19 protein-coding genes and 1 pseudogene are annotated in these 20455 nt (G+C 69.3%); 14 read left to right on the top strand and 6 right to left on the bottom strand.

Features of this window, described 5'->3' with window-relative positions; genetic code table 11:
• From O3Q52_RS25295 to O3Q52_RS25285, 3 genes are all read left to right on the top strand, one after another.
• The coding region (locus tag O3Q52_RS25295; RefSeq protein ID WP_269651044.1) for a sugar ABC transporter substrate-binding protein at window positions 1-1379 on the top strand (1379 nt) is incomplete at its 5' end.
• Between the two features lie 152 nt (window positions 1380-1531).
• The gene (locus O3Q52_RS25290; RefSeq protein WP_369124174.1) at window positions 1532-2377 is read left to right on the top strand and encodes a carbohydrate ABC transporter permease; all 846 of its coding nucleotides are present in this window, start codon (window positions 1532-1534) and stop codon (window positions 2375-2377) included.
• Complete coding sequence (locus tag O3Q52_RS25285) at window positions 2374-3210, top strand: carbohydrate ABC transporter permease (RefSeq protein WP_269651042.1); 837 nt, start codon at window positions 2374-2376, stop codon at window positions 3208-3210. Before O3Q52_RS25290 ends, O3Q52_RS25285 begins: the two co-directional genes overlap by 4 nt.
• A 26-nt stretch (window positions 3211-3236) precedes the next feature.
• On the opposite strand, the gene O3Q52_RS25280 is transcribed toward O3Q52_RS25285, so the two are convergent.
• Window positions 3237-3701 carry an SRPBCC family protein gene (locus tag O3Q52_RS25280; RefSeq protein ID WP_269651041.1) on the bottom strand — a complete coding sequence of 155 codons (465 nt, stop codon included), beginning with the start codon at window positions 3699-3701 and terminating at the stop codon, window positions 3237-3239.
• 7 nt (window positions 3702-3708) lie between these two features.
• Here O3Q52_RS25280 and O3Q52_RS25275 point away from each other — a divergent pair, with 7 nt between their 5' ends.
• Window positions 3709-3834, top strand: coding sequence for a hypothetical protein (locus O3Q52_RS25275; protein WP_269651040.1), 126 nt, complete (start codon window positions 3709-3711; stop codon window positions 3832-3834).
• Between the two features lie 49 nt (window positions 3835-3883).
• Here O3Q52_RS25275 and O3Q52_RS25270 read toward each other — a convergent pair whose 3' ends face one another.
• The gene (locus tag O3Q52_RS25270) at window positions 3884-4339 is read right to left on the bottom strand and encodes a DUF5707 domain-containing protein (RefSeq protein ID WP_269651039.1); all 456 of its coding nucleotides are present in this window, start codon (window positions 4337-4339) and stop codon (window positions 3884-3886) included.
• A gap of 330 nt (window positions 4340-4669) precedes the next feature.
• Here O3Q52_RS25270 and O3Q52_RS25265 point away from each other — a divergent pair, with 330 nt between their 5' ends.
• Window positions 4670-7096, top strand: coding sequence for a histidine kinase (locus O3Q52_RS25265; protein WP_269651038.1), 2427 nt, complete (start codon window positions 4670-4672; stop codon window positions 7094-7096).
• Window positions 7093-7776, top strand: a complete 684-nt coding sequence (locus O3Q52_RS25260) for a response regulator transcription factor (RefSeq protein ID WP_269651037.1) — start codon at window positions 7093-7095, stop codon at window positions 7774-7776. Before O3Q52_RS25265 ends, O3Q52_RS25260 begins: the two co-directional genes overlap by 4 nt.
• Before the next feature lie 40 nt (window positions 7777-7816).
• Here the strand turns inward: O3Q52_RS25260 and O3Q52_RS25255 are convergent, their stop codons facing one another.
• The gene (locus O3Q52_RS25255) at window positions 7817-8254 is read right to left on the bottom strand and encodes a Rid family hydrolase (protein WP_269651036.1); all 438 of its coding nucleotides are present in this window, start codon (window positions 8252-8254) and stop codon (window positions 7817-7819) included.
• A gap of 212 nt (window positions 8255-8466) precedes the next feature.
• Here O3Q52_RS25255 and O3Q52_RS25250 point away from each other — a divergent pair, with 212 nt between their 5' ends.
• The 4 genes from O3Q52_RS25250 to O3Q52_RS25235 all read left to right on the top strand — a co-directional run bounded on the left by O3Q52_RS25250 (window position 8467) and on the right by O3Q52_RS25235 (window position 13020).
• On the top strand, window positions 8467-9954 hold the full coding sequence (locus O3Q52_RS25250; protein ID WP_269651035.1) for a GlxA family transcriptional regulator: 1488 nt from the start codon (window positions 8467-8469) through the stop codon (window positions 9952-9954).
• 96 nt (window positions 9955-10050) lie between these two features.
• Window positions 10051-10650: a cadmium resistance transporter gene (locus tag O3Q52_RS25245; protein WP_269651034.1), complete on the top strand. Its 600-nt coding sequence runs from the start codon at window positions 10051-10053 to the stop codon at window positions 10648-10650.
• A 182-nt stretch (window positions 10651-10832) separates the two neighbouring features.
• The gene (locus O3Q52_RS25240; protein WP_269651033.1) at window positions 10833-11276 is read left to right on the top strand and encodes a hypothetical protein; all 444 of its coding nucleotides are present in this window, start codon (window positions 10833-10835) and stop codon (window positions 11274-11276) included.
• Window positions 11277-11505: 229 nt separating this feature from the next.
• Entirely contained in the window at window positions 11506-13020 is a 1515-nt protein-coding gene (locus tag O3Q52_RS25235; RefSeq protein ID WP_269651032.1) for an FAD-binding oxidoreductase, read from the top strand.
• A 10-nt stretch (window positions 13021-13030) separates the two neighbouring features.
• Here the strand turns inward: O3Q52_RS25235 and O3Q52_RS25230 are convergent, their stop codons facing one another.
• Window positions 13031-14413 carry an FAD-binding oxidoreductase gene (locus tag O3Q52_RS25230; protein ID WP_269651031.1) on the bottom strand — a complete coding sequence of 461 codons (1383 nt, stop codon included), beginning with the start codon at window positions 14411-14413 and terminating at the stop codon, window positions 13031-13033.
• A 21-nt stretch (window positions 14414-14434) separates the two neighbouring features.
• On the bottom strand, window positions 14435-15415 hold the full coding sequence (locus tag O3Q52_RS25225; RefSeq protein ID WP_269651030.1) for an antibiotic biosynthesis monooxygenase: 981 nt from the start codon (window positions 15413-15415) through the stop codon (window positions 14435-14437).
• A 78-nt stretch (window positions 15416-15493) separates the two neighbouring features.
• On the opposite strand from O3Q52_RS25225, the gene O3Q52_RS25220 reads away from it, so the two are divergent.
• Window positions 15494-16060, top strand: coding sequence for a nucleoside deaminase (locus O3Q52_RS25220; RefSeq protein ID WP_269651029.1), 567 nt, complete (start codon window positions 15494-15496; stop codon window positions 16058-16060).
• 75 nt (window positions 16061-16135) lie between these two features.
• On the opposite strand, the gene O3Q52_RS25215 is transcribed toward O3Q52_RS25220, so the two are convergent.
• The gene (locus O3Q52_RS25215) at window positions 16136-17080 is read right to left on the bottom strand and encodes an AraC family transcriptional regulator (protein WP_269651028.1); all 945 of its coding nucleotides are present in this window, start codon (window positions 17078-17080) and stop codon (window positions 16136-16138) included.
• A 108-nt stretch (window positions 17081-17188) separates the two neighbouring features.
• On the opposite strand from O3Q52_RS25215, the gene O3Q52_RS25210 reads away from it, so the two are divergent.
• The 3 genes and pseudogenes from O3Q52_RS25210 to O3Q52_RS25200 form a co-directional block, all read left to right on the top strand.
• Entirely contained in the window at window positions 17189-18169 is a 981-nt protein-coding gene (locus O3Q52_RS25210; RefSeq protein WP_269651027.1) for an oxidoreductase, read from the top strand.
• Window positions 18170-18505: 336 nt separating this feature from the next.
• Window positions 18506-19993 carry an alpha/beta hydrolase gene (locus O3Q52_RS25205; protein ID WP_269651045.1) on the top strand — a complete coding sequence of 496 codons (1488 nt, stop codon included), beginning with the start codon at window positions 18506-18508 and terminating at the stop codon, window positions 19991-19993.
• Window positions 19994-20006: 13 nt separating this feature from the next.
• Window positions 20007-20455 (top strand): annotated as a pseudogene (locus tag O3Q52_RS25200) (hypothetical protein); the annotation flags it as partial.

The raw sequence follows: 20455 nt of genomic DNA, 5'->3' as shown, positions 1-20455 counted from the left end.
CCCCACGCACACCACGGCCCCCCGCCCCCGAAGCCGCAGCCAGCGCGCCCGTATCCAAGGAAGAGGTCGGCACGATGAGTAGAAGGACGGCAGCTCTCGCCCTCGGCACAGCCGCCACCATGGTCCTGACAGGCTGTTCCGCCATGAGTGGCGGAGAAGCCGACGGAACAGTCACCCTCAACATGGTCGAGAGCCTGACGAACCCCGCCCGCACGGACCTGCTGAAGAGCCTGATAGCGGACTTCGAGAAGCAGAACTCCAAGATCAAGGTCAATCTGATCTCGCCGCCCACCGAGCAGGCGGACCAGAAGATCCAGCAGATGCTCCAGTCGGGCAGTGGCGTGGACACCCTCGAAGTACGGGACACCACCGTGGGCCCGTGGTCGAACAACGGCTGGCTCTACGACATGAAGAAGGACCTCAAGCCCTGGAAGGGCTGGGAGGCGATGACGGAGAACGCCGTCAAGGCCTCCGAGACCGCCACCGGCAAGACGTACTTCGTGCCGTACGGCTTCTACGGCCTGAGCGTCTTCTACCGCACCGACCTGATCAAGGAGGCCGGCTTCGACAAGCCCCCGGCCACCTGGGACGAACTGCTCGAACAGGCCTCCGCCATCCACGATCCGGCCGAGCGCCGGTACGGGTACGCCTTCCGCGGCGGGGCCAACGCCAACGGCAACGCCACCGCGGTCATCGAGGCGTACGTCGCCGACAAGATCGACCCCGCCGACGGCTTCAAGGTGAAGGACGGCAGCACGATCTTCGCCGCCCCCGAGGCCGTCGACGCGATGAAGACCTACCTCAAGCTCTTCAAGGAGGCGTCCCCCAAGTCGTCGGTCTCCTGGGGCTATCCGGAGATGGTCGAGGGCTTCTCCAACGGCTCCACGGCCTTCCTGCTGCAGGACCCGGAAGTGATCGCCACCGTCTCGGAGTCCAAGGCGATCGCGAAGGACCAGTGGGACACCGCCCCGCTGGTGGCGGGGCCGAGCGGCAAGACCGTACAGCCACTCGCCACCGCCGGCTGGGGGATCGCGGACGGCAGCAAGCACAAGGCGGAGGCCGTCAAGCTGGTCGAGTTCCTCTCCGAGGGCAAGGCGTCGACGGCCTTCACCAAGAAGAACAGCCTGGTGCCGATCCTCAAGTCGGCGACCGAGGACCCCTTCTACAAGACCGGCCCCTGGTCCAGCTACGTCACCATGACGGAGAACCCGGACACGTATCTCAACGTCAGCCAGCCGCGTGGCGTCGCCTGGTGGGCGGAGTGGCAGCAGAAGGCCGACGCGGACATCCAGAAGATGATGCTGGGCAAGACGACTCCCGAGAAGCTGCTTGACGGCTGGGACGCGTACTGGACCGAGAAGCGGCAGCAGGAGAACTAGCCATGCCCACCGCGTCCGACACGACGGAAACGACGAAAGCGGCGTCGGCGGGGCCCTCCGGAACAGGGGGCACCCCGCCCGGCCGCGGCGTGCAACGAGGCCGCCGCAAGCCGGAGTTCACCGCCCGGCGCGGCTTCCTGATCGCCGCCTTCATGGCACCGGCCGCGGTCTTCGTGGCGGTCTTCACGTACTACCCGATGATCGCCGGCAGCCAGATGGCCTTCCGCAACTGGAAGCTGACGGACCTGACCGACACCTCCTGGGTGGGCCTGAAGAACTTCCGTGACGTCTTCGCCGACCCGGCCTGGGGCACCGTGCTGGGCAACACCGGGATCTGGGTGTTCGGTTCGATCGTGCCCCAACTGGTGATCGGCTTCGCCCTGGCGCTGTGGCTGCGCAAGAAGTTCCGCTTCCGGGGCCTCTACCAGGCGCTCATCTTCTTCCCCTGGGCGATCTCCGGCTTCCTCATCGGCATCCTGTTCCGCTGGATGTTCAACAGCGAGTTCGGCGTCGTCAACGACCTGCTCCAGAAGGCCGGCCTGATCGACGAACCGGTCGCCTGGCTGGCCGACCCGAAGACGGCGATGTTCGCCGTCGTGGTCGCCAACATCTGGTACGGCGTCACCTTCTTCACCATCATGATCCTGGCCGCGCTGCAGTCCATCCCCGAGGAGCTGTACGAGGCGGCGGCGCTCGACGGTGCGGGCAAGGTGCGCACGCTGTTCCAGATCACCATTCCGTACATCCGGGTCACGCTCGCGCTGACCGTCCTGCTGCGCGTCATCTGGATCTTCAACTTCCCCGACCTGATCTTCGGAATGACCGGCGGCGGGCCGAACAACGAGACGCACATCGTGACCACCTGGATGATCAAGATCACCCAGCAGGGCGACTACGGCAGGGCCTCCGCGCTCGGGCTCATCGTCGTCGCCACGCTGCTGGTGTTCGCGGTCTTCTTCCTCCTGGCCACGCGCGAGAAGCGAGAGGTGAAGTCGTGATCGGCAAGGAGTCCACGGCGGGCCGGGCCACCAAGATCACCTTCCTGGGACTGTGGCTGGTCTTCACGGTCTTCCCGCTCTACTGGATCACCATCACGTCCCTGAAGGCGCCCGGAGACATCTTCGCCTTCCCGATCGCCTACTGGCCCGAGCACTTCTCGCTGGAGAACTACAGCGGGCTCTTCGGCAAGGCGGACTTCGGTGTCTACCTCACCAACAGCCTCCTCGTCGCGTTCGTGGCGGGCGCGGTGGCCACCGCGATCTCGATGCTGTCGGCCTACGTGCTGGCCCGCTTCGAGTTCCGCACCAAGTCTGCCCTGCTGATGGCCGCGCTGGTCACCCAGATGATCCCGACCTTCATCGCGCTGGGGCCGCTGTACCTGCTCATGACCGACCTCAACCTGGTCGACAACAGGCTCGGGCTCATCCTCGTGTACGTCGCCGTATGCATCCCCTTCTGCACGGTGATGCTCCGCGGCTTCTTCGAGAACATCCCGGACGCGCTGGAGGAGGCCGCCATGATCGACGGCCTGTCCCGGTTCGGAGCACTGTTCCGGGTGCTGCTGCCGGTGATGCGTCCCGGGATCGTGGCCGCGTTCATCTTCAACTTCGTCAACTGCTGGAACGAGCTGTTCCTGTCGGTGACGCTGATGAACAGCGACAGCAACAAGACCGTGCCCACGGCCCTGAACGGCTTCATCTCCAGCTTCAACATCGACTGGGGATCCATGTCCGCGGCAGCGGTGCTCACCATCCTGCCGACGATGCTGCTGTTCGCCTTCGCCAGCCGCCACATCGTCCAGGGGCTCACGGCCGGAGCGGTGAAGGGATAGATGACGGGCGGAGGGGCGCGGGCGGCTCAGCCGCTGCGGCCCTCCAGCGCCGCGGCGATGTCCTCCAGGTCCTTGGCGATGGCCTTGCTGACCGCCCGCGCGCCCAGGCCGCCCATGATCTTGGCCAGCAGGCCCGCGACCCCACCGGTCGCCACGGCCGAGAACGTCATGCGGACCGTCGTCGTCACCGGTCCGTCGGCTCGCAGCACCCACTCCGAGATGTAGTGCGAGCCGTGGGACTCGGCCTCCACCACATACCGCTCGGTAGGCTCGCTGGCCGTCACCCACATCTCCTCGGTGGCGTCCTTGCCGAACATGCGCCGCGTCTCCCGCCACCGCGTACCGACGCCGAAGGCGCCCTCCGTGAGGACCTCGACCTTCGAGACGCTGCTGAGGACGTGCTGCATACCGGCCAGGTCGGTGATGGCCTCCCACACCGGTCCCTGGGCCGAGGCGATGCGCCGCTCGACGACGACACTTCTGCTGGTCATGGTTTCCATGAAAGCACCAGGGTCCGACAACGGCCTGATGACCGCATGCGGGGCCCTGCGGTTCGCCCTCGTCCTCACCGTCACCGTCGCCCTCGCTCTTGGTCACCGACCCGAACGGCCGGGCGCCTTCTGAGGAGCCCGGCCGCGGTGGGGGGCCGGCGCGTGATGCCGGCGGTGGTGGGTCAGCGCGTGACGTCGAAGGACGCGGCGCGGGACACGAACGTCGTGTCCCCGTCCTTGGCCGCCGCGAGCGCGGAGACGTACCAGGTGCCCTGGGCCAGCTCGGCCGCCTCCTGCTTCGTGACCCGCAGCCTGTAGGTGCAGCGGGACGTCTCGTCAGTGGTCCTCTTGCACGTGGCGCTGTCCACGGACCGGAGCTCCGCCTCGGTCGGGTCGAGCTTCGAACTCGCGGGCCACGCAAGGACCTTGAGGCTTCGGATGCCCGAGTCGTCACTCACGTCCGCGGTGAAGGTGAGCTTGCCCGCGCCGCCGTCGGACGGGGCGACATAGCGGGCCGAGCCGTTCTTCAGGGTCGGCTCGCCGGCGGCGGAGGCAGATGCCACGGCAAAGCCACCGGCGGTAATTCCGCCTGCGACGAAAACACCGACGAGCGACGACACGAGAATGCGCTTGGACATGGGAGATCCCCCTGAATTCGTTTCGGAGCAGATTTATTTCATCTGCGGAAAAGCGCGGAAAGCGATGCACGTAATGGCGATTCGAGGAAAGTAGGTGAACCGCTGGTCGATCGCCTTCTCGATGGGATCGAGCTTATGGCGCGAGGCATGGCGAGATCCTCGCGCTGCGGGATGATTGCCGTCTCGAACCAGAGATAGAGAAACACGCCCGGGCAGTCCACCGGCCGTCCGTCATCCGAGCACCGCCGCATCTGCAACCCAGGTAAGAGAACGAAATCCCCCTCCAGCCGGAGCCGGGCCGCTCACCTGCGGCCATAGCCTTGATCCGCCATGAACCGAACTGATACCGAAGACCGGCTGCTCCCGGTCCTGCTGATCTGCGCCCAGGCCGTGGTGTGGCCCGGCGCGGCACTGGTGCGCGGAGCAGTCCCGCCCTCGTCCTCGCTTCTTCTGGCGGCCCTGGTCGCCGGACTGGTGACGGCCGCCCTCGCTCTCCGCCGTACCCGCCCGGTCGTCACCCTCCTTGTGGTCGCCGCAGCCTGCGCGGTGGGCGCCGGTCCGCTGCCCACCGGGGCGATGGCGCTACTCGGAACCGCGGGTGTCGCGCTGGCCCTGTTCACCGTGGCGACCGAACGCGACACCTTCACCACCGTGTTGTGCGTGGTGGCGCTCGCCCTCTGGCAACTGCTGTACGGCCTCACCCTGCACGGCCTCAGCGACCGGAACGGACTCGACCTCGTCCTGACGGCTCTGCTGTACGCCGTCGCGTGCGGCGCCGGCCTCCTCGTACGCAGGGCCCGTCGCGCCCGCCGAACGGCCGAGCAACTGCTGAGGCGGGCCGAGACCGAGCGGCACCGCCTTCCGGCAGTCGAACGGCGCCGTATGGAGCGGGAGTTGCACGATGTCAGCGCCCACCATCTGACGGCCGTGGTGGTCACGGCGGGGGCGGCGCTCGGGTTGCGGGACCGTCGCCCCGAAATGGCCGACGAGGCACTGGAGTTCGCGGCCGAGACCGGCCGCGAGGTCACCCGGGCGCTCGGCGCGGTGCGGGCACCGGCGCCCTCGCGGGAGGACCTGCCGTCGCCGGAGGAACGGCTGCGGGGCCTGGTCGCGGGGTTCCGCCGGCTGGACCAGGAGGTGGACTGCGAGATCGACCCACTGCCGGACGGCGCCGTGGCGGACGCGGCGTACGGCATCGTGCGCGAGGCGCTGACCAACGTGGCCCGGCACGCTCCCGGTGCGCAGACGAGGGTGCTGTGCCGGTACGGCGAAACGCGAACGGACGTCGTGGTCACGAGCGCGGCACCGCCGACCGGTATGGCGGCACACGGTGCGGGCCTCGGTGGCGGCCGAGGCCAGGGCTTCCTGCGGTCCCGGGCGCGGGAGGCGGGCGGCACACTGACCAGCGGCCCGACGGCGGGCGGCGGTTGGGAGGTGCGCGCGGTTCTGCCCGGCCGGACCGCCGCCCCGGTGGAGCGGTCGGCTCCGTGGAGCTACCGCCTCGCGCAGGTGACGGCGGCCGTCGGCCTGTGCGTGCAGCCGCTGCTCCCGGTGCTGGTCGTCCGGACGGAGACCACGTCGAACAGCTCGCACGTTTCCGCGGGGGTCCTGTTCGCGTTGCTGGCCGCGGCACAAGCGGTCGCGCTGCTCTGGCTGCGCCGGGCGCCGCGCGCCGCCCAGGGCGTCCTGCTCGGTCTGGCCCTGCTCTGGCCCTTTGCGATGGCCACCGGCGAGTACACCGGTCCGGTCCTCCTGCCGCCGGCACTGAGCATGTTCGCCACCTGCGCGGCGCTGGCCGCGGACGCGGCCCGTACGGCTGCCGCCGCCTCGGACGAGACACGTGCTGTCGCCGGTCCGTCTCCTGCCGAGAATCGTCGGCGCGCGCCTCTCAAGGCTCTGCCGACTTTCCCGGTCGCGGCCGTAGTGGTGCACGCGGCGTCCGCTACCGTCGCCGTCCTGGACCGGGGTACGACCATCCCCGCCTGGGCGGTCGTCGCGTCGGTGACGGTCGGGGCATCCCTGGTGGTCGGCGCCGCCCGCCGGGCCGGAACCCTGCGTGGGCGGCGCGACCGGGCCGCCCGTGGTACCCGGGACGAACGCCTCGCCACCTGGACCGAGGAGGCCGTCAGGGACGCTTGGGCAGAGCGCCGCCGGATCGCCGCCGGGCTGGAGACCACCGTGCTGGCGCGCACCGCCGGAATGGTCGCGGAGGCGGAGGCCGGCCGCCTCGACACGACCGCCGAACGAGCCCGCGAGGCCCTGGCCGCGATGCGCGCCCTCCTCGACACGGTCCGGGAGGGTGAGGCGGAGCCCGAACTACGGCCGCAGCCAACCCTCCAGGCCCTCGACCTGCTCGCCCACCAGAGCCGGGCCACCGGCCGCGACGTCGAGATACGGATTGCCGATCGCGTGCCCGAGCGCCTGCCCACCGTGGTGGACCTGGCCGCCTACCATGCCGCCGAGATGATGCTGGCGGCCGGCGGGGCCGAGCCCGCGGTGCTCGAACTCGACGCGGACGACGGTACGTTGACGCTCACGGCCACCGGGGTGCCTCGCGCCGCTCGCCCGGCAGTACGGGAGCGGTTGTTGGCGAGGGTCGCGGCGCTGGGCGGCACCCTGGCCACCGATGCGCCGGACACGCTCCGCCTCCGGCTGCCACTCGTTCCGGAGCAGAGCAACGAAGAACAGAGCAACGAAGAACAGGGCGACGAAGAACAGGGCCACGAAGAGCGGGGCCACGAAGAGGGGGAGCGATGAGTCTCAGAGTGCTGGTCGTCGACGACCAGGGCGTCGTACGGGCGGGGTTCGCCGCCATGATCGACGCCGAGGAGGACATGACGGTCGTCGGCGAGGCCGCCGACGGCGCCGCCGCGGTACGCCTCGCCGAAGAACTGGCACCCGACGTGGTCGTCATGGACGTCCGGATGCCCGAACTGGACGGCATCGCCGCCACCCGGATCATCACCGGCCACCAGGACGCGCCCCGGGTCCTGGTGTTGACCACCTTCGACCTCGACTCGTACGTCTTCGACGCGCTGCGCGCGGGTGCCTCCGGATTCCTGCTCAAGGACGTGCATCCCGCCGAACTACTGCACGGCATCCGGGTGGTGGCCACGGGCGAGAGCGTGCTCGCCCCGTCCGCGACCCGGCGGCTCATTGGCCACTACGCGTCCGGGGCGGGCACCGGGACCCGTTCCGACACCGGCCCCCGCGAGCTGGACAGCCTGACCGGCAGCCAACGAAACGTCCTCACCCTGGTCGCGTCCGGGCTCAACAACTCGGAGATCGCCGAAGAACTCGGCATCACCGTCGGCACCGTGAAGTCCCACGTCAACGCGCTGCTGCGCAAACTCGGGCTGCGTGACCGCGTACAGGTCACGATCCTCGCGTACGACCTCGGCCTCGCCCGCCCGAACCCGCCGGGCGCCCACCTGTGAAGGCTCAGCGCCGCGCACGCGTCACGACCCGACCGGCCCGTCAGACTCGCGCAATGAATTTCACCTCGACCAGTAGCTCGGGGAAGGCCAGTCGAGGGATGCCGATCATTGTGCTTGCCACCTGGGGATCCGGCCGACCGTAGGCTTCTTTCCGCACCGGCCCCGCCGCAGCGTCACCCGCGTCGGCGTCGACCACGTAGAGGACTTCGTCGACGACGTCGTCCAGCGACGCGTCGAAACGCTTCAGCAATTCTGCCGCGTTGGCATAGCACTGGCGCAACTGCTCGCCCGTGTTGGAAAAGTCAGTGACCAGCCCGTCCTCATTCACCGGAGCGGGGGCTACGAGTTCCGTCCCGTCGTGTGCGACCTGGCCGGAGAGGTAAATGGTATCGCCGCGCTTTACCGCCTGAACGTACCCGTAGCTTTCTTCCCAGGGGACTCCGAAGCTTTCGACCTGGCCTGCGTCTGCCCTGCCCATATCGCTCCGATCGTAAAAAGTGAGTTCTGTAGGGACGATATGGGGCCAGGTCGAGGTGGAACAGAAGCAGCCGTGCCACTTTCAGCAAGGATCGTGCCGTAACCGCAGGCCAGGTTCGATGCCGCGACCGTGGGCTAGCCTGGAGAGAGGTGCGTGGGCAGTAGGGGGCAGGGAGACCAGGGGGGGCGAGTGACAGGGCGTCGCACCTCGATGTGGCCGCGGACATCAGGCCGACCCACTCGCTCTCAGATGTGGAGTACGCCGATATCGTCGTGGTCCCGGGCTACGAGAACCCGAGTCTCCCCATCCCGGAGGACTACCTGAAGGCAGTGCGGCTCGCGGGCGAGCGGGGCGCCCGGATGGTCGCCGTCTGCACGGGTGTTTTCGCGCTTGCGGCCACTGGAATGCTTGACGGGAAGACGGCTACGACGCACTGGCAGTACACCGACCAACTGCGGATGAGGTATCCCGGAGTCGAGGTCGCCGAGAACCGGCTGTTCGTCGAGGACGGTGCAGTTCTCACGTCTGCGGGCGCGGGCTCGGGAATCGACGCATGTCTCCACGTCATCCAGAGCGATTTCGGGACGACAGCCGCCGACGACGTGGCGAAGGACGTCGTCTTCTCCACTGCCCGCAGTGCGAACGAGCCGCAGTACGTGGACGGTTCGTCCCCTTCTAGCGCCGGCCTTCAGGCGACCCGGGAATGGGTGATCGAGAACATCGGATCCTCGATCACCGTGCAGCGGATGGCGGACCACAGCCGGCTCTCGCGGAGAACGTTCGACGGTGGACCACTTCTCGCCCGCGGCCGCCAGATCGGCCGTCCCGTTGGCCGCGTCGATCGCGTCGTTCACCGCCGTGCTGTTGAGCCGGGAGAAGTTGGAGGTGGTGGGGTAGGTGTAGCGGCCGTCGAAGGAGTCAGGCAGGAACGCCGATGCCAACGGGAGGCCGCTGATGTTCATCGGCAGTCGGGCCAGATGCGAAACGGGCGTGCCATACGAGCTGCCGCCTTACTGGGTGTACTGGTGGTGTGGGCGGCCGGCTGCTCGGACGGCGACGACGAAGCGCGTGGATCGTCGGCGCCACCGACCGTGTCGGCCCCGGCCACGATCGGGACCCCGTCGAGCAGCCCGTCCAAGCCGGCGTACTACGACAGCGACGACAACGTGCTGATGGCCAAGGGTGACTGCTACGGGCCCCCGAGGGGCGACGAGCAGGGTCATGCCGTGGAGATGCCCTGCGACGACCCCGACGCCATCGGCAAGGTCCTCAAGCGCGTCGAGAAGAAGACGACCGTGTACACCTACATCGACTGCTCCGACTCCACGGACGACGTGCTGGGCATCAGCGGCGATCCCGGCTGGGAGGTCGCGGGCTCGCGTGACTACCTCAAGTACGTGGCCGGTGTGGGCTATGCCTGCGTACGAAACCTCAAGGCCCCGCACTCCGGCGAACCGGGCCAAGGCGGCATGGAGATCCGCGTCGGTGACTGCCTGGAGGCTTCGGACACGGGTGACAAGTACGAGGAAGTCCCCTGCGACGGGGAGGTGTTGCCCGACGTCAAGGTCATCGGCGAACCGGACCTGGACAACAACTGTCCGCGCAAGGACGACACCCAGCTGACCGAGGAGTCCATCCTGAACGTGTCAGGGCTCGGCGGCGGTCCGGTGTACTGCGCGAGGGCATTCGCGGAGCTGTGAGGGGCGTGCGCACGGCGGGCGGCCCCCGGTGCCGCCCTTTGCGCGGTTCCGCGTAGGGTCGTCCAGCTTCTGTCGTACGAGTAGAGCGGCCGGTTCGTGGACCTGGGCATCATCGGGCAGGCAGTCGGACTGTTCGCCGTCACCAACATCGACGACATCCTGGTCCTGGCGCTGTTCTTCGCCCAGGGCGCCGGGCACCGCGGGTCCACCCGAAGGATCGTGCTGGGTCAGTACCTCGGATTCGCCGCGATCCTGGCCGTGGCCGTGGCCGCCGCGCTGGGTGCCACCTTCCTGCCCGAGCCGGTCGTCCCGTATCTCGGTCTCCTGCCCCTCGCCCTTGGCCTCAAGGCGGCCTGGCAGGCATGGGAACACCGTGGTGAGAACGGCGGCGACGAGGACCGGGCGCAGGCGGGCGGACCGACCTCCATGGCGGTGGCCGCCGTGACCTTCGCCAACGGCGGGGACAACATCGGCGTCTACGTTCCCGTGTTCGCCACCGCCGGCATCGGCGGGATGAGCGTGTACGCCGTGGTGTTCCTGATCCTGGTTGCCGTGTGGTGCTTCGCGGGCAGGTTCTTCGCCACCCGTCCGGTCCTCGCCAAGGTCCTCGCCCGCTGGGGCCACATCCTGCTGCCCGTCGTCCTCGTCGCCATCGGCCTGCTCATCCTCATCGAGGGTGGCGCCTTCGGGCTCTGACCTGGTCTGTCCGAGGACGGTTTCGGAGGCTCTGGTCCTCGGCGAGCGCCCGGAATCGGGCAACGGGAGTGCCGTCGAGGACCGAGTGGGAGAATCCCCTTCCTGGGGCCGCGCGCTACGGCCATGGGACGGTCGGTGCATCTCTCCGTCGGCGCCCGGGAGGACCGGAAGGAACCGTCAGCGTGATCGAGTGGGTGTTTCTCAGCGCCGGGGCAAGGCCCGTCCCCCGGCCGGTCGCGACCCCGCTGGTGTGGGCCGCGGCTTTCGGCGGTGCCCTGTTGCTGGTGGCCACCCTCAACACCCTTGTCGGTCCCGACCGGCCCGCGTTCGCGCTGGCGGCGCTGTCCCTGCTGGCCGCCCTGCTGGGCGGGCGCTCCCGCTTCACCGCGGCCCCTGGTACGGCCGCGCTGTGCTGGTTGTTCCTCAACGCCTTCGCCATCCCGCCCCTGGGCACCCTCAGCTGGGCCGGACACCGCGACACGTTCTGGCTCAGCTGCCTGCTCGCCGCGGCCCTCATCGGCACGGCGGTCGCCCGCCTCGCCCATGCCCGCGCCGCCTACCGCCGCATAACCGCGGGAGCCGCCCCTGCGGCGTGGGAACCGGGCGAGCGCCCGGAAGACGCCTGACCGTCACAGGGGGCACACGCGGGTCCGGGTACGGACCGCCCCAGGGTCGGGATTTGGTCGTGCGTGGCCCGTTCGCATGAAGCTCGCCTGTCCCGGGGTGTCAGAACCCTTTCCCCACCCCGTCCTTCTCCATCGTGAGCCCTGCCCGGGCTGGGGGATCCTGCGCAGAGCGCGTGCACGATTCCCACGCCCTCCGGCATCCGGACACCAAGTGCGAAGGGGTGTACCTGTGCAGACTGGCCGACGAGATGTGCTGCGTACCGGAGGAGCCGTCGCGGCCGCCGGGGCCGCGATCGCGCTGGGCGGCGGAAGCGGTCCGGTCTTCGCCTCCGCCCGCCGAACCGCCCTCGTCGGGGGAGCGGAGTCCGGCGCATGGCGCGAACTGGCCAGGAGCCTGAGCCCGGCCGCCCGGCTGTACCGACCGGGGCAGCCGGAGTACGCGGCCCGTGCGACGGCCGACAACCAGCGCTACGCGTACGTGCGTCCGGCCGGGGTGCTTGCCTGCGCGACGGAGAGCGACGTACAGACGGCCGTGCGGTGGTGCGCGAAACACGGAGTGCCGCTCGCTCCCCGCTCCGGCGGTCACAACTACGCCGGCTACTCCACCACCCCGGGCCTGGTGATCAGCCTGCGTGCGATGAATCAGGTCGTGCCGCGTAGGCATGAGCTGCGGCTGGGCGGCGGCGCCACCAACTCCGACGTGTACGCCGCCCGCGCCGCGAACCTGTACTTCCCCGGCGGCCGTTGCCCCGAGGTGGGCGTGGCGGGCCTGACCCTCGGCGGCGGCCTCGGTTTCAACGACCGCAAGTGGGGCCTGACTTGCGACCGGCTGACAGAGACCCGTCTCGTACTGGCCGACGGCAGCCTTGTCCGCGCGGCCGAGGACGAGAACCCGGACCTGTTCTGGGCCTGCCGCGGCGGAGCGGGCGGCAACTTCGGCATCAACACCGCGTTCACCTTCGCCGCCGTACCCGTGGGCAGGCTGCGCGCCACCGTCTTCCACCTCACCTACCCCCTGCACGCGGCCGTCGATGTGCTGGAGGAGCTGCGGGACATCCTGGACACCGACCGGGACAACGACTTCGACGTACGCATCGGCTTCAAGCACGCCGGCGACGGCACGGCCACCCTCGCGCTGCTCGGACAGCGACTCGGCGACGAGGACGGACTGCTCCGCCGGTTCGCACCCCTGCTGCGCCTGCGCCCTGCCCAGGCGGTCGTCCAGGAACGCGGCTTCTGGTCCGCGCAGGACTTCCTGATGGAGACCCCCGGGCCGAAAGAGGCCTACGCCTCCAAGTCCCTCGTCCCCGACCAGTGGCCCGGCCCTGACACCGTGGCGGCCATCGCCGACCGGACCCGCAACTGGCGCCCGGGACCGGGCCGCGGCACCGGATACGTGACCCTGTTCGCCATGGGCGGCGACACCGCGACACGACGACCGGACGAAACGGCCTACCCCCACCGGGAAGCCGCCTTCGTCATCGACATCGGCACCCACTGGAAGCCGGGCGCCCCGCCCGCCCAGGTGCGCGGCCTGCTGGAACAGACCTGCGCCGCCCACCACATGCTGCGCCGTCACCTGAACACCGACGCCGCCTACGTCAACTTCCCCGACCCGGACCTGCACGACTGGCGGCACGCCTACTACGGCGCCAACTACGACCGCCTGGTCGACGTCAAGCGCCGGTGCGACCCCACCGCCCTGTTCCGCTACCGGCAGGCCGTCGGCCGTCCACAGCCCTGAGCGTGGGCCCTTACGGCGTGAGGTAGGTGTGGAAGACGTTCGCGGGGTCGTACGTGGCCTTGAGGGCCTGTAGCCGCTCCCAGTCCTCCGGGGCGTACGACCGCCGAGCGCGGGAGGCGTCGGCGGTGAGGTCGGCCTCGGCGATGTAGTGGCCGGTCCCGTACGGCTCGACGGCGCGCATGGTGTCCCGGAGCCAGCGGGTGTTGGCGCTGTCCGCCGCCGGGTCGTCCCAGATCGCGAAGGGGGCGACATAGGTCTCGCCCAGGACCGAGAAGGCCATGTCGTCGGAGAGGGAGCGGTCCCGGGAGGCGGGCCACAGGGGAGCGAGGATGAGCGACTGCTCGGAGGGGGCCTTCGCGAGCGCGGCGGCGAGGATCGGCAGCAGGGTCTCGTACCCGGTGTCCGACCACAGGGTGTCCACCGCGTTGCGGTGCGCTCGGGGCCAGAAGCCGGACGAGGTGCCGTACAGGTCCTCGAACGTCCTCGGCTTATCCGTCTGTTGGAACAGGGCGCGTTCGGCGAACGGGCAGGCCCGCAGCGGGTCCAGGCAGCGGACGGCCTCGTCGCGCGTGCGGGCGAAGGCGGCGCCGGTGAAGCTGATCACCTTGGGCCTCGGCGAAACCGCCGTGATGTCCGCGGAGGCGGTCGAGAGCATGAAGGACGCCTCGACGTTCGCCGGAAGGAGCTGGGCTGCTTCGGTGGCCCAGCGGGTGACCCTCTCGACCTCGGTCAGGGGGAAGGTGTACGTGGTCTCGGCGACCGCCGCCGGAAGGTCGTGCAGTGTCAGGTGGAAGCGGGTGGCGACCGCGAAGAAGCCGGGGCCCGCGCCGCGCGCGGCCCAGAAGAGGTCGGGGTTCTCGCTTCGGCTGCAGGTGAGGGCCTCGCCGTCCGCCGTGACCACCTCGACCGCCTGCACGCCGGCGGCAGCCGGACCGTGCAGGCCGGAGTTCCAGCCGAGGCCACCGCTGAGGAGGTAGCCGCTCAGGGCGACGGGCCCGCAGTGTCCGGCCGGGAAGGCGAGGCCGTGCGGGGCGAGCGCGGCGACGAACTCGCGGCCGGTGAGCGCGGGTTGCACGGTCGCGGTGCGCGCGGCCGGATCGATCTCACAGGCGTTGAGCGCGGAGAGGTCGATGAGCATGCCGCCGTCGCGCAGCGGGGAGCCGCACCAGCTGTGCCCATGGGAGCGAATGGCGACGCGGAGACCTTCGGAGCGGGCCAGCCGGACGGCGGCCCGGACGTCGCTGTCCGAGGCGACCCGGACGATGAGGTCCGGAAAGCGCTCCGGCTTGAGGCTGTTCCACAGCATGGCCGACCAGGTGCTGTCGTAGGCGGCGTCGCCCCGCCGGACGACCTCCCCTTCGATCACTTTGCCGACTCCGCCAACTCCGCTCATGGTGCGCTCCTCAGCCGGTGGTCAGTCGGTGGTGGTCAGTCCGAAAATCAGGATGCACAGCCCCCAGCACAGCATCACGAGGGCCGCCCCCGCCACATGGGTCCGTACGGAACGCGCCCTGCTGGGCGCCAGCCAGAAGGCGAGAACCCGGTTCACCAAGGGCATCAGCAGCCAGGTCAGGATGGAGACGCTCAGCATGTTTCCGATGAACAGGCCGATATAGCCGGGCAGTCCGATGTCGTCCAGCTCGAAACCGACCGTCAGATTCAGGACCATCACGGTGGGATACAGCGCCAGCACAACGGTCATGGCCTGTTTCCAGCTGGGCGGGACCGCCTCGTCCGCGCCTTCCCCGAAGCGGAACCAGCCGCTGAACGCCGACTCCACCTTGCGCACGTCGTAGGAGTAGAAGTAGTCCCGGCCCTCTTCGAGGAGCTTTTCGCGGGCGCCGGACGCGAGCCATTCGTCGAGGTGTTCGTGGGTGTCGAATCTGAATACGACGACCCAGTTGTCCTGGATCCCCTCGACCGGCTTGAACAACTCGGTCCCCATGAAACCCGGGTACTTCTCCTGGGCCTTGAGGGCCTTGTCCTGCCACCGCATGAAGTCCTCTTCGCGGCCGGGCCGCACCTCGTGGGAGATGACCGCCGTGACGGCTTCCTCGTCCGGGGGCGGTGGCGTGCCGCCGACCAGGACCTCCTGGGTCGGTGTCCCGTCGAACAACGGACGTCCCTGGGCAAGCAGTTCCTGTCGCTCGCCGGACTCCAGCCAGGCGGTCAGCAGGTCGACACGGGAGAAGCGGAAGACCACCACCCATTCCCGCTCTTCACCGGCGCCCGGGGGATACATTTCCGTCCCCTCGAATCCGTCGAATGCGCGCACGGCGTGGTTGGTCCGCTCCTGCCATCGCTCATAGTCGTCGGCGCGGCCTTCCCGCACCTTCTGGGAGGTCACAACGGTCGCACCGTCGCCGGTCGGGGCACGGATTGCACTGACACCCATACGGAGTAGTCTAATTCCGAGGGGAGTTATCGGGCAATCGGGGCAATTTTCCTTGGTGGTGCCGAGCGGAGGTCCGACATGAGTCACAAGGAGTTTCTGACCGAAGCGGTACGGTTGGCGACCGAATCCGTCGAGGAGGGCTGGGGCGGTCCGTTCGGTGCCGTGATCACCCGGGACGACGAAATCGTGGCCCGGGGTCAGAACCGCGTTCTGCTCACCGGCGACCCCACCGCGCACGCCGAAGTCGAGACCATACGCAAGGCCGTGCAGCGCCTGAATCCCGAGGCTCCCTCGATATCGCCGGAACACCAGAACGAGAGCACGCTCGAATACGTGCCGCGCCCCGAAGGGTCCCCCGACCCGGTCCCGGAGCGGGCCCGGATGCTCAAGGGCTGCTCGATCTACATCAGCGGCGCCCCCTGCCCGATGTGCATGAGCGCCATCTACTGGTCGCGGATCGACAACGTCTACTACAGCTGCGATCTGAAGGCCACACGCGAAATCGGCTTCGACGACGCCTTCCAGTACGAGGACTTCCAGAAGCCCCTCGACCAGCGCCGCATCCACGTAGAACAAATCCACCCCGAACTCGGCGCCCAGGCCTACGAATCCTGGTCCCACAAGCCGGACCGGCATCCCTACTGAAGCGGCGTCCTTGACCGAAGCACTGAAGCGGCGTCCTTGACCGAAGCGGCTTCCTTGACGAAGTTGCGGATGGGATCAGCTGTCGCTTGGACGCGTCCCGGCAGTGGCCTCCATCCGGTAGGCCCGCGGCGCCACGCCCACCGCCCGCTTGAAGGCGTTGCTGAAGGCGCTTTCGGAGGTGTAGCCGACGGAGCGGGCGAGGGTCGCGACCGGGGCGGTGTCCTGTCTCAGGGCCCGGGCGGCCAGGCTCATGCGCCAGTTGAGCAGGTAGGTCAGGGGCGGTACGCCGGCCGCCTCCTTGAACCGTACGGCGAACGTGGTGCGGGACATCGCCGCAGCCCGGGCGAGTTCCTCCAGCTGCCAGGGATGGGCCGGGTCGCCGTGCATCAGGCGCAGTGCCGGGGCGAGCCGTTCGTCGGCCAGGGCGCGCAGCCAGCCGGGCGGCAGCCCTTCCGAGTCGGTCAGGCAGATCCGCAGCACCTGCACGAACATCAGCTGCGCGAGCTGGGCCGAGACGAACTCGACACCGGCCCGGCGCGTCTTCATCTCCGCCGCCAACTGCCCGATGAGCCACCGCAGTACGCCGGCCTCGGGCGAGTCGGCCCGTACGTGGACGAGTTCCGGCAGCGCCCGGCGCAGCAGGTCGCCGCGGTCCCGGCTCAGGTCGATGTGCCCGGACACGCACTCCACGTCCACGGCCTCTCCCTGGCCGAGCCGTCCCATCCGGGACACCTGGTCCATGACGACGTCATCGGAGTTCGTCGGCTCGACGCCGGGCCGGTTGCACAACGTGTACGGCTGCACGCCGTCGGAGACCACGACGTCCCCTTCGGCGAGCCGCACGGGTTCGCCGCCCGCCTCGCGGACCAGCAGGCAGCTGCCCCGCAGTACGGCGTTCACTTTGAGCCGGTTGCGTCCGCGCAGCTCGATGGCCCAGTCCCCGCCGGCCGTGAAGCCGCCGGAGAACACGCTGCGGGCGTCGGCGACGGCCAGGGCGTCGGACAACGGGTCTGCGGTCATACTCGAACTATCACGCAAGTAATGCGGATTCTCAAGCATTCATCGTACGGATCCGTCGACCTACGGTGGTCTGGACAGCTCGTCCTGAGGCTTGAGGAGAGGCCAGACATGACCACCACACAGCACCCCCTGGGTTCCGGCTTCGGCGCCGCGTCGACCGCCGAGGAGGTGATCAAGGGGATCGACCTGACCGGCAAGGTCGCGATCGTCACCGGCGGCTACTCCGGCATCGGGCTGGAGACCGCCCGCGTCCTGCGCGCCGCGGGTGCCGAGGTCGTCGTACCGGCGCGGGACGTGGAGCGGGCCGGGACGGCACTCAAGGACGTGTCCGGAGCCGAGGTGGAGCACCTGGACCTGCTGGACCCGGCGTCCATCGACACCTTCGCGGAGAAGTTCCTGGCGTCAGGGCGTCCACTGCACCTCCTGGTCAACAGCGCCGGGATCATGGCGACCCCGCCGGCGCGGGACGCGCGCGGATACGAGGGGCAGTTCGCCACCAACCACCTGGGGCACTTCCAGTTGACCACCCGGCTGTGGCCCGCGCTGGTCGCGGCGAAGGGTGCGCGGGTCGTGGTGCTGTCATCGCGCGGAATCCGCTTCGCCGGTGTCGACTTCGACGACCTGCACTTCGAGCACCGGACCTACGAGCCCTTCCTGGCCTACGGCCAGTCGAAGACGGCCAACGCCCTGTTCGCGGTGGAGGTGGACCGGCGCGGTCAGGCGCAGGGCATCCGGGCGTTCGCCGTGCACCCGGGGCTCATCGTCGACACGGGCCTGGTCAAGCACCTCGACCCGGCGGCACTCCAGGCCGCGGGCGCCCTGGACAGCGAGGGCAGGCCCGTCCGTGACCTCGAGCGTCAGATGAAGACCGTGCAGCAGGGTGCGGCCACCAGCGTCTGGTGCGCGACCAGCCCGCAGCTCGACGGTCTCGGCGGGGTCTACTGCGAGAACGTCGACATCAGCCCGCTGGTGACCCCCGGGAACGAGGCCGCCTGGGCCGGCGGGGACGGCCCGGGCGTGCTGCCCCGCGCCGTGGACCCGGAGGCGGCCGCCCGCCTCTGGGAGGTCAGCGAACGGCTCACGGCCTGACTGCCGAGTCGGTGCGGGCAGGCTCGACGGCGTCTAGGTCCAGGTCGCGGGTGACCGCGACGCCGGGCCTCGATCCGTTGCGGGCTGCTCGCATCGACGGGGGCGGAGGTGTCACCCGGCCGCCATGCCCCACCCGGGCGCTGCTCTGCAGCGCGGGGAGCCGACTGTGCTCCGTGGTCGAACAGCGGACTCTGTTTCGCGCTGTTCCTCCGGCCGCTCCGGGAGGCGATGGTGACGCCGCATCATGCTTTCGTACTGACGAACGTCATGGCCAAGTGATGACACCACGCCCTGTCCGGTGAGTGTGAAGGCGGGTGAGGTGGATGCATGACCTCGATGCGCAGAACCTTGTCCCTCGCCCTCGCCGCAACCGCCGTGGTGGCGACCGCGGTAGCGGTGACCGCGATTCCGCAAGAGTCGGTGGCGACGACGCCGGACACCGTGGGGTGGGGCCCGTGCTCGGAGAGGAAGGCCGCTTCACCGGCCGCTACACCCCGTCTGGAGTGCTCGACACTCGAAGTCCCGCTGGACTACGGCAATCCCGACGGCCGGCAACTAGAGATCGCGATCTCCCGGCTGGCGAGCAGTGAACCCTCGAAGCGCCGCGGCGTGCTGCTGACCAATCCAGGCGGCCCCGGCATCTCAGGACTCGGCTACCCGGCCGTTCTCGCCGCCTCGGGGCTGCCGCAGAAGGTGCTGGACTCCTACGACGTGATCGGCTTCGATCCACGCGGCACCGGCCGCAGCACGCCGGTGACCTGTGACCTGACGCCGGCACAGCGGAACCGCGGCAACTTGCCGCCGTACGCGCACACCGCGGCCGATGTCGCGCGGGCGGCGGGGAACGCGCGGACCATCGCCAAGCAGTGCGCTGCCTCGAAGACGGGATCGATGCTGCCGCACACCACCACCGCGAACACCGCCCGCGACTTGGACCGCGTCCGGGAGGCACTGGGCGAGCCGAAGCTCTCGTACCTCGGTGGGTCCTACGGCTCCTACCTCGGTGCGGTGTACACGACGCTGTTCCCGGGGCGCAGCGACCGGATCGTGCTCGACAGCAACCTGGGCCCCGGCGGTTACGACGTCACGGCCATGCGGTCGCTCGCCCGTGGAATGGAGGACCGGTTCCCGGACTTCGCGGCGTTCGCGGCCGCGCGCCCCGAGTACGGTCTGGGCACGACGCCGGAGCAGGTGACCGCGAAGTTCTTCGAGCTCGCGAAGCGGTTGGAGGCGAAGCCGGTCCGGGGCATCGACGGGACGCTGTTCCGCGGAATCACCTTCGACCGCCTCTACAGCGATGCGTCCATGCCCCTGTTGGCCGAGATGTGGCAGGCACTCGACAAGGATCGGCCCCTGCCGCCCGACACCCCGCCGTCGATGGACGACATGGAAAACTTCATGGCCGCTCGTTTCTATGTGATCTGTGGTGATTCGCGCTGGCCGGGGACGGTCCGGGAGTATCAGCGCGATGTCGCGGTCGACCGGCTGAGGTACCCGATGCTGGGCGGGTCCGCGGCAAGCATCGGACCGTGCGCCTTCTGGCCGGACGAGCGGGGCGAGCCGCCGGTGCGCATCGGTGACCGGGGTCCGTCGAACGTGCTCATGGTGCAGAACGAACGCGACCCGGGAACGCCGCTGGCCGGCGCCCGGAAGCTGCGGCAGGCGTTCGGGAAGCGGGCCACGCTGGTGACGGCCGACCAGGGCGGGCACGGTGTCTATCCGTTCGGCCGCAACACGTGCGCGAACGACGTGGTGACGGCGTTCCTGACCACCGGGCACCGCCCGTCGCAGGACCTCGCCTGCGCGGCGGAGCCCAGCAAGTAACGGGAGCGAAGGCATGCTCAAGGAGTGGCGGCATCGTCGCGCAGTACAGCGGGTCAAGCCCGGGGACGGGCGGTCGTTGAAGCATTTCCGCTGGTGGCAGGTGCTTACCCGTGCACTGTTCCATCTTCGGCTGATGGACGACGACGGTCGGCAGGCGGTCTATGCCGTCGACGTCAGGCATCAGAACTACTCGTCCTCGTCCGGCCGGGTCACAGCCCACCTGTACCTCGATGGCAGGCATCACGTCGAGTCCACAGTTCCTGCCGTCTTCCCCGTCCAGGGCGGCACTGTAGAAGTCAGGACGAGCGGCTTCGGGCTCAAGCGCTGCCACTACGTCACTGCCGAGGGGGCCGAGTTCCAGCTCACCCCGGACCCCGCCTCCGCCGAGGATGGCGTCCCGCCGAGTGGTGTAGCAGATCAAGCTGACGGAATCACCAGGTCGCGGCCCGAATCGCCCTCGTC

Source organism: Streptomyces sp. ActVer (genome assembly GCF_027270795.1).
In the GTDB taxonomy this organism is placed as follows: Bacteria; Actinomycetota; Actinomycetes; order Streptomycetales; family Streptomycetaceae; genus Streptomyces; species Streptomyces umbrinus_A.
Note: the sequence above shows the minus strand (reverse complement) of the source record. Positions and strands in the feature narration are given on the sequence as shown.

Excerpts from the sequence above, each read along its gene's own strand:
- O3Q52_RS25290 (WP_369124174.1), top strand. The coding sequence starts at position 1,532 with ATGGCACCGGCCGCGGTCTTCGTGGCGGTCTTCACGTACTACCCGATG.
- O3Q52_RS25280 (WP_269651041.1), bottom strand. The coding sequence starts at position 3,701 with ATGACCAGCAGAAGTGTCGTCGTCGAGCGGCGCATCGCCTCGGCCCAG.
- O3Q52_RS25275 (WP_269651040.1), top strand. The coding sequence starts at position 3,709 with ATGAAAGCACCAGGGTCCGACAACGGCCTGATGACCGCATGCGGGGCC.
- O3Q52_RS25270 (WP_269651039.1), bottom strand. The coding sequence starts at position 4,339 with ATGTCCAAGCGCATTCTCGTGTCGTCGCTCGTCGGTGTTTTCGTCGCA.
- O3Q52_RS25265 (WP_269651038.1), top strand. The coding sequence starts at position 4,670 with ATGAACCGAACTGATACCGAAGACCGGCTGCTCCCGGTCCTGCTGATC.
- O3Q52_RS25260 (WP_269651037.1), top strand. The coding sequence starts at position 7,093 with ATGAGTCTCAGAGTGCTGGTCGTCGACGACCAGGGCGTCGTACGGGCG.
- O3Q52_RS25255 (WP_269651036.1), bottom strand. The coding sequence starts at position 8,254 with ATGGGCAGGGCAGACGCAGGCCAGGTCGAAAGCTTCGGAGTCCCCTGG.
- O3Q52_RS25230 (WP_269651031.1), bottom strand. The coding sequence starts at position 14,413 with ATGAGCGGAGTTGGCGGAGTCGGCAAAGTGATCGAAGGGGAGGTCGTC.
- O3Q52_RS25225 (WP_269651030.1), bottom strand. The coding sequence starts at position 15,415 with ATGGGTGTCAGTGCAATCCGTGCCCCGACCGGCGACGGTGCGACCGTT.
- O3Q52_RS25220 (WP_269651029.1), top strand. The coding sequence starts at position 15,494 with ATGAGTCACAAGGAGTTTCTGACCGAAGCGGTACGGTTGGCGACCGAA.
- O3Q52_RS25215 (WP_269651028.1), bottom strand. The coding sequence starts at position 17,080 with ATGACCGCAGACCCGTTGTCCGACGCCCTGGCCGTCGCCGACGCCCGC.
- O3Q52_RS25210 (WP_269651027.1), top strand. The coding sequence starts at position 17,189 with ATGACCACCACACAGCACCCCCTGGGTTCCGGCTTCGGCGCCGCGTCG.
- O3Q52_RS25205 (WP_269651045.1), top strand. The coding sequence starts at position 18,506 with ATGCGCAGAACCTTGTCCCTCGCCCTCGCCGCAACCGCCGTGGTGGCG.